Source organism: Mesorhizobium sp. M7A.F.Ca.CA.001.08.2.1 (genome assembly GCF_003998455.1).
Lineage (GTDB): Bacteria > Pseudomonadota > Alphaproteobacteria > Rhizobiales > Rhizobiaceae > Mesorhizobium > Mesorhizobium ciceri.
Window position 1 is genome coordinate 1 of sequence record NZ_RZPW01000121.1, and the last position, 10,944, is coordinate 10,944.

The window sequence follows — 10,944 nt, forward strand, 5'->3', positions numbered from 1 at the left end:
GGATATTGATCGCCGGCAGCTTGTGGCGCCTGCCGACCTCGAAATCGTTGAAGTCGTGCGCCGGCGTGATCTTGACCGCGCCCGAACCTTTTTCCGGATCGGAATACTCATCCGCCACCACGGGAATCCTGCGGCCAACGATCGGCAGGACGATGTTCTTGCCGACCAGATGCCGGAAGCGCTCGTCGTCGGGATGCACCGCGACGGCCGTATCGCCCAGCATCGTCTCCGGGCGCGTCGTCGCCACGGTGATGAAGGTATTCGGGTTTTCCGGGTCAAAGACCTTGCCTTCGACGGGGTAGCGGAAGTGCCAGAGATTGCCATTGACCTCCTGCTGCTCGACCTCGAGATCGGAGATCGCGGTGAGCAGCTTGGGGTCCCAGTTCACAAGACGCTTGTCCTTGTAGATCAGCCCTTCCTTGTAGAGCGTGACGAACACTTCGAGCACCGCCTTGGATAGGCCTTCGTCCATGGTGAAGCGTTCGCGTGACCAGTCGGCCGAGGCGCCGAGCCGCTTCAACTGGTTGAAGATGGCACCGCCGGATTCGGCCTTCCACTCCCACACTTTCTCGATGAACTGTTCGCGGGTCAGGTCGCGGCGATGGATCTGCTTTTCCATCAGCTGCCGCTCGACCACCATCTGCGTGGCAATGCCGGCATGGTCCATGCCCGGCTGCCACAGGACGTTCTTGCCGCGCATGCGCTCGAAGCGCACCAATATATCCTGCAGCGTGTTGTTGAGCGCGTGTCCCATATGCAGCGAGCCGGTGACGTTCGGCGGCGGGATGACGATGGTGAAGGCCTCCGCCCCCTCCTCGGCCCCGGCACCGGCGCGAAACGCGTCGGCCTCTTCCCAGACTTTGGCGATCTTCGGCTCGACGGTTTTGGCGTCGTAGGTCTTTTCAAGCATGGGAAAATGGTCCGCGCTGTCGGGAGTTTTGCTGGTCCGGTGTAAATCGGAAGGTTTTGGCCAAGTCAACCGCAAGGGCTGTCTCGGACCCTCACAACCAGATAGGCGCGGCCTTGGTCATTTCAACGGAAAGCGATCCGTCGTCCTGCCGACAACGACTTCGCCAAAAGAAACGGCGCCACGAAGGCGCCGTTTCCTCTGGGCAATCGGTATGGGGAACTACTGCGCCCCGCGCGCCACGCGCTCGATCTCCTCGCGCACCAGCCTTTCGACCAGTGTCGGCAGATTGTTATCGAGCCAATCCTGCAGCATCGGCCGCAGCATCTCTTCGGCCATCTCGTCGAATGTCTTCTTGCTGCGGCTGGCAAATGCGTCGGAAAGCTCGCCAAAGGCAGCCGCGACCTGACGGCCGGTGTGCTCGGAAACGATCGCCGGACGCGGCGCGTCGCTGGCCGCCACCGGCCGCACCACGCTTGCATCCGGACGAGACGGCTCGGTAGCCGGTTTCGCGGTCGGTTCATCCCCTGGAGCCTCCATCGACGGCTGGGCAGCCGTCTTGCGGGCTTCGCTCCGGTCTGGCACCGCCCTGGCCTGCTCGCCAACCGCGGCGATCTCGCGACGCCAATCGGCGATGGAAGCGTCGGCGACAGGACGCGATATTGGCGCTTCAGCCGTGATTGGCTCCGCTGCAACGCGGGCGCTGACCTCGGCGAGTGTCATCGATGGCCTTGCCGGGCTGGGATCGGGGCGCACCGGCGTTTCCATGCGCGCCACCACCGGCTCGGCCGGCGGCAGCTGTGACTGGACTTCCGCCAGCGTGACCGGCTTCCTGCTCTCGGGGGCGGCATGCAGGTCGGCACGGAATGCTTCCACGTCGGGGGCTGCATAGGCGCTCGACGCGCGCTCCAGATCCTGGCTCAGCTCATCGGCGTCGCCCGGCTGCTTGCGGCCGCCGTCGCTGTCCTCGATGATCCGCCTGATGGAAGCCAGTATCTCTTCCATGGAAGGTTCGCGCTGTGCGCTGCTTGCCGTTGCCATCGTCACATCCGCCGCCCTTGTGACCCCTGTTGGGTTTTCCGCTCCGGCAGAGCCGGATCGAATCATGGCCACAGCGTAACCGACGGATCGCCGCACGAGAATCCCCAATCTGGGGACTTGTGGGATTTCAACAGATTAGCGCCATCTGAACCCGAGAGCCGCAGCGCGAAAGATCCTGCTCAAACCGGGAACACGCCAGTTTAGGCCGAACGCCTCAGCGGCCGTCCGGCGTGCGCAGTCCGTACCACTTGTCCTTGACCGCGTTGTAGTGCTCTTCAGGCTTGTATTTCGCTACCTGCAAGCCAAGGCGGTCGACGGACAGACGGCCGGTCGCCTGCAGGATGGCGTAGCTCGCCACCACCACATCGTGTTCGTAACCGGCCTGGTTGATCTGGGCGGTGATGACCGTCGCCTGCGCATTGAGGACGTCGAGCGTGGTGCGCTGGCCGACATTGCGCTCTTCGATGACACCGTTCAGTGCCAGCTTCGCGGCTTCGATCACTTGCCTGTTGGCTGTCAGCTGCTGCTGCGCGGCGGTGTACTCGGTCCAGGCGGCGGTGACGGCCTGGCGCACCTGGTCGCGGCTGACATCGACCTGGATGCGGGCCTGGCTGAGTGATTCCTTGTTCTGGCGCACGATCGCCGAGGTGCGGCCACCTGAATAGATCGGGATGGTCAGCGTTGCCCCGACACTGGCCGAATTGGTCGTGCCATCCTGCGAACCGACGCCTGGCAAAGGCGAGGTATTGCGATAGGCGCTCGAAACGCCGGCGGAAGCCGAGAGCTGCGGCAACAGCGCGCCTTCGGCCGACTTCACCGAAAACGCGGCGGCGTCGACCAGATGCTGCGTGGCAAGGATGGCCGGATGCTCGTTCGAGGCCACCCCGACGGCGGCGGCGAGGCTCGACGGCAACAGCTTTGCCACCGGCGAAGCGCCCTTGAGTTTGCCCGGCTCGTCGCCAACGATCTGGCGATAGAGCGCCGCACTTGCCAGCGCCTGCGCCCGGGCAGCACTCAGCGACGCCACCGCGGCGGCGCGCGAAGCGTCGGCCTGGGCGACATCGGTGCGCGTGCCTTCGCCAACTTCGAAGCGCGAACGCGCCGCGCGAGCCGTTTCGGTCAGGAACTGCAGGTTCTGCTCGGTCAGCACGGCGACCTGCCGGTCGCGAATCACGTTCATATACGCTTGCGCCGCGCTGAACAGGATGCCCTCTTCGGTGTTGCGCAGGCTTTCGACCGAAGCCCGGACCTGCGCTTCGGCGGCAGCGACATTGTTCCTGGTCTGAAAGCCGTCGAATAGCGTCTGGTCGATCTGAACGCCAAAATTGCCGGTGGTCAGCCGCACGCTTGAGTCGGTGCCGTTGAGATGGCTGCTCGAATAATCGATATCCGCCGAGCCGGTGACAACCGGGCGGTAGCCCGACTTGGCGATGGCGACACCCTCATCGGTGACGCGAACGCCGGCACGGGCCGAATTCAGTGAAGAATTGTACTGGTAGGCCTTTGCAAGCGCGCCGGAGATGGTTTCGGCTGAAGCGGCCAGTGGGGACAGCATGGTCGCCGAAACGAGGACGGCGGTGAAAAGTGACTTGCGTAAAGACGGCACGGTTAAACCCTCATTCGTTTTCCATGGGAACCGCGCCGCGCCTGCTTCTCTCATAGATCAGCCGGCGCCGCGTGTTCGTGTTCCCTGCTGCTCACCCCCAAAGTGCCCCCAGTTTGGCATCAGCAGCGATCGTTCAAATGCAAGCGACCATGACAAAGCCTCTGCTGCAAGGCCAAATCATTCAGAATTCGAAAGCACGAATGCGTTCAAACCCCGGTAGTGGCTTAATTGCCGCATTAAATGCACGTCTTCCGGTTACAACCCCCCCGGCCTTGAAAAAGAGACGGGCCACGCCGGAATTGCCCTGCCCTTCGACGGCGACGAGTCGGCCGCCTTCGGCAAGCTGGTCGAGCAACGGGGCCGGCACTTCCGCGACACTGCCACCGATAAAGATAACATCATAAGGCGCCTTGGCGGCATGCCCCTGCGGCAACGCGCCCTGGACGACGGTCACATTGCCGCAGCCAAGCGACGAAAGCGTCGATCTGGCGGTTTCCGCCAGCGCCGAATCGTTTTCGAGCGCCACTACGGACCCGGCCAGCCGCGACAGGATGGCCGAGGCGTAGCCCGTTCCGCAACCGACATCGAGCACCGAATCGGTCGGGTTGATCTCGGCCAGCTGGATAAGCTTGGCCAACGGCGACGCTTCCATCAGGTAGCGCGAACCGTCCGCGCCGGCTGCAATGCGGATGTCCTCGTCGATATAGGCGAGATCGCGCTGGGCGGCGCCGACAAACATCTCTCTTGGGACGACAAGCATTGCATCGAGCAGCGGCGCGCTGGTCACATCTGTGGTGCGGACCTGGCCGTCGACCATCTTGACGCGTAGTTCGGAGAAATCAGCGCTCATGTCCCAACCAGTCCGCTTGCCGCGCCAGAACCGCGGTCCATTGTGTCAGGAACTTCAGGCCCCTGCGCTGCCGCGCGGGGGCCCGGGCATTGGAGGCCTCGCCCGGAATCGAACCGGGGTGCAAGGATTTGCAGTCCTCTGCGTAACCACTCCGCCACGAGGCCTCATTGCTCCCGGCGTTCCACCCGGTTCCAATAGGTTGCGGCGAAAATGCCGTCAAGCGGCCACCTTGCATTCCGAACGGTTTCCTCGCGTCAGTCCGGACGGCGTCCGGCAAATCATCGGACTGCTTTATTAGCGGACAGTTAAGCATAGCCTGATGGGAGAAGAAACGCATCCTGTCGCCGCATGACAGGGCAAGGCTTGCCTCGGCCGCGGCTGTTCTCAAGCAGATCCGTGAGGCACTGGAAGAGCACGCCGCCCACTGAAACACCACCTTGCGCTATCGGCGGTCAATCGGGCCGGCGACGCCGTTCCCACCAGACGACAAAGCGACGCCGGTGACGGCGGACCATGGCGAATTCATAGGACAGCACCAGCAATCCGAGCGGAACCATCCAGAAGCCGAGGATCGGCAGGAAACCGAGGATGCCGCCGATGGTCAGCAGGATGCCGATCGTGATTCTGAGCCCGCGCGAGCGCGGCATTTTGAACTCGCGCCCGAAAACGGAGATTTTGCGCGCCGGCATCTGGTTGTCTTGTGCTGTCATCGTCTCGAAAGATTGACCCGTTTCGATCGTTCGCAAGCATGCTCAAACCAAAGCCGCCGCCGCGCTTTCGGTTCCATATCCCTGCCAAGACGGCTAATATGAGGGCATCCTTCGACGATTGCGAGAAAGGCCTGCGCGAAAAAGCCTCGGAAAAATGTGAAAAGCTTCTTTGCAAAGCCGAAAAGGGCAGCTATAGGCTGCGCCACTCACATAAGAGCCTCCGTTCCCCGGTAGCTCAGTGGTAGAGCAACCGGCTGTTAACCGGTTGGTCGCTGGTTCGAATCCGGCCCGGGGAGCCAAATTCTTCAAAGCGTTGAGACGGTCAGGTCGCCCATAGGGGCTGATCTATGGCATGTCTGGAAAACCGCAGTCAGCAGGTTGATTCTCAATTTGACCCAGCGCCGCTATGCAGCGCGCTTCGATCACGGCGATCTCATCACCGCGATCTCATCAGGATTTCATCTCTTGTCGCCGTTCGGGTTGGGTGCCGGTGCCTCTCGCACATCTCGTGGTGGCGGGTCGACATGTTCAAGCTCTGGCGGGGCTTCTTTGTCCCGACGTCGGACAGGTAGCTTCTCCGGTTCGGGCTTCGATGGTGGTTCTTTGATCTTGCTCGGCATAATCGAGTTAACCGCACTGCCGGTCCCTTGTTCCCGCAGCAAGCCGAAAACCTGAATGGGGGAACCGGGAGCGCCAAAAAGCGTTTTCTCGCATGCTCAAGAAGATCGCCCTTGCCGCCGTGCTGGTCCAGGTTGCCGCGGTTTCGGCTCTCATCACTCAGACGGTCCTCTTCGCGTCCACGGCCACACAGGCCGCCAACGCGCAGCCCGGCGACGTAGTCGCTGTCACTGCCGACAAGGAACCGGACAAGGCGGCGCAGCCTGCTGGTGCCGACCAATGCCCAACCCGGCTTGTGACGAGCAAGGTTTTCACGAGCAACGTAATTACGGCGCAACGATAGTTCGCCATCGATGCCGGCCATCCGTCGATCCCCCCAATTTAAGTCAGGGCAGTGTGCTTGAAAGCGCAATGATTCCTGTTACTTGCGGCATGGGGCGAGTGCGTTTGGGTTGGGCAAGAATTGGGTATGACTTCATCGAATATGGAATGCCTGCGCTGTCATGGCAGCGGCAGGATTTTCGACTGCTCCAAATGGTATGCGTCAAACGGGCACTGCTGCCCGCAGGGAACCCATCGGGGTGGCTGCCCCGGAAAGACGGGGGCCTGCACGGAATGCGACGGCCTGGGGACAATGGCGGAGCCTCCGCTGAGGGCCGTGGCATAATCTGCGATAGTGTCGCATGCCGCTGATGGCGACGCGGACGCGCCCGCCAAAAAACCGTACTAACGGCTCGAACAACAACCGCCCGCAAAAGGTGAGCTGGCAGGGCAGCTCACCTTGTAGCGATGCGGAAACGACGACCATGCAGCCGAACCATCCTGATGGCGCCGCCCCTTATCAAGGCTAAGCGGTTACCCCACCACGACCTGACCTTGTGCCGTCCATCCAAGGGAATTGGGCAAGCGGGTCCTGCAAGATTTTGACGGATCTTGCGAAGCCGGCGACGGCATCGCGCGCCACCGTCAGCGGAACCTGGCCGTCGTGAGCACGCTGGCAAGCTCGAAAGGCCGTTTCGAAAATCGGACCTCGCCGTTCCCTTGGCCACTCCTCAAAGAAGTCGAACGCATCGTCGAGGCACCCTATTTCTTGAACGAACTCGCCATTCTTGACCAGGACCGGTCGGTCGAACGTCCTGTAACTCATGTGATCCTCCATTCCGCACGTGGGTTGTTGCTGGCTTGGGTCATCATGCGATTGCATGCTCCGGCTCGGCCAACATGCCGCCGCCTCCACGCCCGGGCGGCACCGTTGCAAAGGCCGGGATTGGCGGCGGATCATCATCGTCATCTCGCCAGGGGCGCCGCATCCAACCGAGCCGGCTCTTCTTGCGGCGTCGGTCGAAAGACAGGCTGACGGTTCCCAACTCCTTTGAAACACGCGGTTCCCGCCCGGTTTCGTCCAGAAGGCGGAGTGCGCGAAGTATGTCGCTGACTTCCACGATGGCGCCGTTGTCCAATTGCCGCAACGCGGGATTGTCAGGAACCGCATGAACGTCGGAAGCCCAGAAAGCGAGCAAAGCCCGCTTTGCACCGATCGTCATCGTCTCCTCGTTCAGCACATCATCCGGCGTCCGCAATCCGGCGGATTCCGCGGCAAGATTTTTCGGTTCAGGTTGGTGAAAACTGTAAGTGTCGGTTCTCATCTCCATTCTCCGCGATCTGTGCCTCCCGGCCGAACCGGGAGGCGGACCGTAGATTTAGGTCCAGGGAATCAGGCGACCTCGCGTTGAGGCTCCGCATCCGAATCGATCAACTGCTTCTTGCCGGGTTGCTCGAGCGAAACCGCTTTGGCTTCGGACCCTATCTCAATGCGCCGAGGCTTGAGTTCCTCGGGCACTTCGCGGACCAGGTCCACTGACAGCAAGCCATTCTCGAGGTTGGCCGCCTTGACCTTTACGTGGTCGGCAAGTTTGAACACCTGCTTGAAGTTGCCCGTCGCCAAGCCGCGATGAAGGACCTCCCGATTTTCCTGGTCGGGTTTCCTTTGGCCGACGACAGACAATTCGGGGCCGTTCTGCATGAGTTCGACCTCATCGAGAGCGAAGCCGGCGATAGCCATCGTAATGCGATAGTCGTTCTCGCCGGTCTTCTCGATATTGTAGGGAGGCCAGTCGGAGCGTACGCTTTTTTCGAGCATATCGAAGAGACGGTCGAAGCCGACCGTTGTGCGGTAAAGAGGGGTATAATCAGAGCTTCTCATAGCCATATCCTCCGTGAAGCAACATGGATTACGAGGCTGTCGCAGCGTCGCTGCGACGCCAGTATGTCGAGCCGAAGCCTCGACGGAAAACGATCTGGTAATCGTGTTTTTTTCCTTCAAGAGGGGCGACAAAAATATTTTTGGCCGGCAGGCAGGTGCCCAAGGCGCTGCCTTGCGTGCTGGTGGCCACTGCGCGATGTTGACGCCAGGGGTGGATGCGAATCATGCGAAAAATTTTGATGTCAGGACTGCTGCTCGCGGCAGCCTTTTCCGCGAACCCGGCCCACGCGCTGGACAGCAGCGGCACGCCTGTCGTCGTGACCCCTCTTGCGTCGCGCACGACGACCGCGTCCGGCCAACCGATCACGCTGCCGCAGAAGAACGTGCAGGTGCTGGTCTCGACCTACGACATCGCGCCGGGCGCGACCTTGCCGGTCCACAGGCACCCTTTCCCGCGCTATGCCTATGTCCAGGCCGGCACGCTGAAGGTCACCAATGTCGAGACCGGCGACAGCAACACCTACAAGGCCGGCGATTTCATCATCGAAATGATCGGCCAGTGGCATCAGGCCACCAATATCGGTGATATCGAGGTGAAGCTTCTGGTGATCGATCAGGTCGAGCAAGGCGCCAAGAACACGGAATTGCGCCAATAACCGCGAAATCCGTGCCCGGCGCGAAAGTCTGTTCGCGCTTTCGCAGCAACCGGCGCGGTGGTAGGGCTGGCCGGGAATCATGGAATGGATCGCCCCTTGACCAAAGCTCTCCGCCTGCCGCTGATCGAAATCTGTGTCGAAGGCATTGACGGCCTTCTCGCGGCGCAAGCCGTCGGCGCCGACCGGATCGAACTGTGCGCCAGCCTCGTCGAAGGCGGCATCACGCCAAGCCTCGGCACGATCCGCGCCGCCATCGAGCAGGCAAACGTGCCGTTTCACGTCATGGTGCGGCCGCGCGGCGGCGATTTTCTCTACAGTGAGACCGAATATGCCTCGATGCTGGCAGATGTCTCGGCACTGCGCGAACTCGGCGTGCCCGGCGTGGTGTTTGGCTGCCTGAACGCCGATGGCACCATGGACGAGGCGCGCATGAGCGAACTGACGCAGGCCGCCGGCCCCTTGAACGTCACCTGCCATCGCGCCTTCGACATGACGCGCGAGCCGGCCGAGGCGCTCGAATCGCTGATCCGCAGCAAGGTCGGCCGCGTGCTGACCAGCGGCCAGCGTGACACTGCCATCGAAGGCTTGCCGCTGTTGGCGGATCTGGTGCGGCAGGCCGGCGACCGCATCGTCATCCTCGGCTGCGGCGGACTGGATTTGCACAACATTGCCGAAGTGCGCAGCAGAACCGGCCTGTCCGAAATGCATTTTGCCGCCCTCAAGGATGTGCCGAGTGCCATGGACTACCGCAATCCCCATGTCGGCATGGGTGGTTCCGATCTCGATCGCGAGTACCGCAACACGCTGACCGACACAGCGCTGGTGGCGGCAACGATCGCGGCAGCCAAGGCATGACCTCGAGCCCTGCCCCGATAGCCCGTGTATCGGCCCAAGACGAAGCGGCGATCCTGGCGCTCAACAACGAGCATGCCGCCGAACTGTCGTGGCTGGAGGCTGAGCGGCTGTCCTTCCTGCTTGGCGAAGCATTTTACACCAGGCGCATCGGCGATCTCGAAGCCTTCATCATGACCTTCGACCAGGACGCCCGCTACGACAGCCCGAATTTCCTGTGGTTCCGCCAACGCTACGAGCGCTTCGTCTATGTCGACCGGGTCGTCGTGGCGGCGCACGCACGCGGCCGCGGCCACGCCCGCCGGCTCTATCAGGACCTGTTCGGCCATGTTGAGCGCGCCGGCCACACGCTGGTCACCTGCGAAGTCAACACCGCCCCGCCGAACCCCGCCTCGGATGCCTTTCACGCCGCGCTCGGCTTCGTCGAGGCCGGCGGCGCCGTCATCCATGGCGGCAAGAAAGCGGTGCGCTATTACGCCAGGCAGATCAGCGCCTGACAGACCAGGCAGATCCGCGCACGAAGACGAGGACTACTGGAACAGGGCTGTCGCACTCACCAGCGTCATCCAGAACCCCCAGACCAACGGGATGCCGACCAGCAGCCAGGCCAGCGTGAGTTTGATCGAATTCTCGTTGTCTTGCGCCATGGTCGGTCTCCTCAGAGCTGATCCCGAAAAGTGGACTCCGGTTTTCGGAAAAGATCATGCTCAAACAATAAGATAGAGCCCATCCCGATTCTATCGGGATGGAACTGACTCTAAGCCACCGCTGGTTCGGTCTTCATGTGGAAGCGCGCATTGACGGGCCGCATCATCAGGTTGAGCAGGAGGCCGACAACCAGCAGGCCGGCCATGATGTACATGGTGACCGTGTAGGCGTCGGCCTTCGCAACGCCGCTGTCGATCTGGTACTGCCGGATATAATTCACCAGCACCGGGCCAAGCACGCCCGCCACCGACCACGCGGTCAGCAATCGGCCGTGGATGGCGCCGACGTAACGCACGCCGAAGACGTCGCGCAGGTAAGCGGGAATGGTGGCGAAGCCGCCGCCATACATGCTGAGGATGATCCCGTAGAACAGCACGAACAGGAAAACGCTGCCGGTCTGGCCGGTCCACGGCACCGCCGCATAGAGGACGACGCCCAGCGCGAAGAAGATGGCATAAGTTGTCTTGCGGCCGATATAATCGCTGGTCGAGGCCCAGAAGAAGCGGCCGAGCATGTTGAAGATCGACAGCAGGCCGACGAAGCCGGCGGCAGCGGCAGGCGTGATGCGTCCCGGAAACATCTCCTGGCTCATCGCCGAGGCCTGGCCGAGCACGCCGATCCCTGCCGTCACATTAAGGCACAGCACGCCCCACAGCAGCCAGAACTGCGGCGTCTTCAACGCATCGTCGAGATGGACATTGGACGTCGTCACCATCGCATTCTCTGCCGCCGGTTTCGTCGGCCTGCTGTCCATCTTCAACATGCTCGGCCGCTTCTTCTGGGCCTCGACCAG

Annotated in this window: 13 protein-coding genes and 2 tRNA genes; 5 read left to right on the forward strand and 10 right to left on the reverse strand. The window is 62.1% G+C overall.

All coding sequences use genetic code 11. From position 1 onward, the window contains the following. The 6 genes from EN914_RS10095 to EN914_RS10120 form a co-directional block, all read right to left on the reverse strand. Nucleotides 1-910 (reverse strand): class I tRNA ligase family protein (locus tag EN914_RS10095; protein WP_164778702.1); only part of this gene is annotated, 910 nt, incomplete at its 3' end. 219 nt (nucleotides 911-1,129) lie between these two features. Continuing rightward, the gene (locus EN914_RS10100; protein ID WP_024503839.1) at nucleotides 1,130-1,948 is read right to left on the reverse strand and encodes a PopZ family protein; all 819 of its coding nucleotides are present in this window, start codon (nucleotides 1,946-1,948) and stop codon (nucleotides 1,130-1,132) included. Nucleotides 1,949-2,162: 214 nt separating this feature from the next. Then, on the reverse strand, nucleotides 2,163-3,554 hold the full coding sequence (locus EN914_RS10105; RefSeq protein ID WP_024503838.1) for a TolC family outer membrane protein: 1,392 nt from the start codon (nucleotides 3,552-3,554) through the stop codon (nucleotides 2,163-2,165). A gap of 181 nt (nucleotides 3,555-3,735) precedes the next feature. Further along, nucleotides 3,736-4,404 carry a protein-L-isoaspartate O-methyltransferase gene (locus tag EN914_RS10110; protein ID WP_024503837.1) on the reverse strand — a complete coding sequence of 223 codons (669 nt, stop codon included), beginning with the start codon at nucleotides 4,402-4,404 and terminating at the stop codon, nucleotides 3,736-3,738. A 90-nt stretch (nucleotides 4,405-4,494) separates the two neighbouring features. Continuing rightward, a tRNA-Cys gene (locus tag EN914_RS10115) sits at nucleotides 4,495-4,568 on the reverse strand. A gap of 288 nt (nucleotides 4,569-4,856) precedes the next feature. Continuing rightward, on the reverse strand, nucleotides 4,857-5,114 hold the full coding sequence (locus EN914_RS10120) for a hypothetical protein (RefSeq protein WP_024503836.1): 258 nt from the start codon (nucleotides 5,112-5,114) through the stop codon (nucleotides 4,857-4,859). A 224-nt stretch (nucleotides 5,115-5,338) separates the two neighbouring features. Between EN914_RS10120 and EN914_RS10125 the strand changes: the two genes are divergently transcribed. Both EN914_RS10125 and EN914_RS10130 read left to right on the forward strand, forming a co-directional pair. After that, nucleotides 5,339-5,413, forward strand: a tRNA-Asn gene (locus EN914_RS10125). A 413-nt stretch (nucleotides 5,414-5,826) separates the two neighbouring features. Beyond that, nucleotides 5,827-6,075: a hypothetical protein gene (locus EN914_RS10130; protein ID WP_024503835.1), complete on the forward strand. Its 249-nt coding sequence runs from the start codon at nucleotides 5,827-5,829 to the stop codon at nucleotides 6,073-6,075. Nucleotides 6,076-6,579: 504 nt separating this feature from the next. On the opposite strand, the gene EN914_RS10135 is transcribed toward EN914_RS10130, so the two are convergent. From EN914_RS10135 to EN914_RS10145, 3 genes are all read right to left on the reverse strand, one after another. After that, the gene (locus EN914_RS10135; RefSeq protein ID WP_338039653.1) at nucleotides 6,580-7,023 is read right to left on the reverse strand and encodes a DUF982 domain-containing protein; all 444 of its coding nucleotides are present in this window, start codon (nucleotides 7,021-7,023) and stop codon (nucleotides 6,580-6,582) included. Further along, nucleotides 6,923-7,378 (reverse strand): hypothetical protein, encoded by a 456-nt coding sequence (locus EN914_RS10140; protein ID WP_024503834.1) that lies wholly within the window; start codon nucleotides 7,376-7,378, stop codon nucleotides 6,923-6,925. Before EN914_RS10140 ends, EN914_RS10135 begins: the two co-directional genes overlap by 101 nt. A 68-nt stretch (nucleotides 7,379-7,446) precedes the next feature. Next, nucleotides 7,447-7,935: an Hsp20 family protein gene (locus EN914_RS10145; RefSeq protein WP_013531273.1), complete on the reverse strand. Its 489-nt coding sequence runs from the start codon at nucleotides 7,933-7,935 to the stop codon at nucleotides 7,447-7,449. Nucleotides 7,936-8,159: 224 nt separating this feature from the next. Here EN914_RS10145 and EN914_RS10150 point away from each other — a divergent pair, with 224 nt between their 5' ends. From EN914_RS10150 to EN914_RS10160, 3 genes are all read left to right on the forward strand, one after another. Beyond that, nucleotides 8,160-8,591, forward strand: a complete 432-nt coding sequence (locus EN914_RS10150) for a cupin domain-containing protein (RefSeq protein ID WP_024503833.1) — start codon at nucleotides 8,160-8,162, stop codon at nucleotides 8,589-8,591. Nucleotides 8,592-8,675: 84 nt separating this feature from the next. Next, nucleotides 8,676-9,446 carry a copper homeostasis protein CutC gene (locus EN914_RS10155; RefSeq protein WP_024503832.1) on the forward strand — a complete coding sequence of 257 codons (771 nt, stop codon included), beginning with the start codon at nucleotides 8,676-8,678 and terminating at the stop codon, nucleotides 9,444-9,446. Further along, on the forward strand, nucleotides 9,443-9,940 hold the full coding sequence (locus EN914_RS10160; RefSeq protein WP_024503831.1) for a GNAT family N-acetyltransferase: 498 nt from the start codon (nucleotides 9,443-9,445) through the stop codon (nucleotides 9,938-9,940). The genes EN914_RS10155 and EN914_RS10160 overlap by 4 nt, the downstream gene beginning before the upstream one ends. A 260-nt stretch (nucleotides 9,941-10,200) precedes the next feature. On the opposite strand, the gene EN914_RS10170 is transcribed toward EN914_RS10160, so the two are convergent. After that, on the reverse strand, nucleotides 10,201-10,944 hold a 744-nt coding region (locus EN914_RS10170; RefSeq protein WP_245497808.1), incomplete at its 5' end, for an MFS transporter.

Bases quoted from the DNA above. Each gene is read 5' to 3' on its own strand.
- EN914_RS10145 (WP_013531273.1), bottom strand. From the start codon at position 7,935: ATGAGAAGCTCTGATTATACCCCTCTTTACCGCACAACGGTCGGCTTC.
- EN914_RS10135 (WP_338039653.1), bottom strand. From the start codon at position 7,023: ATGACGATGATGATCCGCCGCCAATCCCGGCCTTTGCAACGGTGCCGC.
- EN914_RS10120 (WP_024503836.1), bottom strand. From the start codon at position 5,114: ATGACAGCACAAGACAACCAGATGCCGGCGCGCAAAATCTCCGTTTTC.
- EN914_RS10150 (WP_024503833.1), top strand. From the start codon at position 8,160: ATGCGAAAAATTTTGATGTCAGGACTGCTGCTCGCGGCAGCCTTTTCC.
- EN914_RS10130 (WP_024503835.1), top strand. From the start codon at position 5,827: ATGCTCAAGAAGATCGCCCTTGCCGCCGTGCTGGTCCAGGTTGCCGCG.
- EN914_RS10160 (WP_024503831.1), top strand. From the start codon at position 9,443: ATGACCTCGAGCCCTGCCCCGATAGCCCGTGTATCGGCCCAAGACGAA.
- EN914_RS10140 (WP_024503834.1), bottom strand. From the start codon at position 7,378: ATGAGAACCGACACTTACAGTTTTCACCAACCTGAACCGAAAAATCTT.
- EN914_RS10110 (WP_024503837.1), bottom strand. From the start codon at position 4,404: ATGAGCGCTGATTTCTCCGAACTACGCGTCAAGATGGTCGACGGCCAG.
- EN914_RS10100 (WP_024503839.1), bottom strand. From the start codon at position 1,948: ATGGCAACGGCAAGCAGCGCACAGCGCGAACCTTCCATGGAAGAGATA.
- EN914_RS10155 (WP_024503832.1), top strand. From the start codon at position 8,676: ATGGATCGCCCCTTGACCAAAGCTCTCCGCCTGCCGCTGATCGAAATC.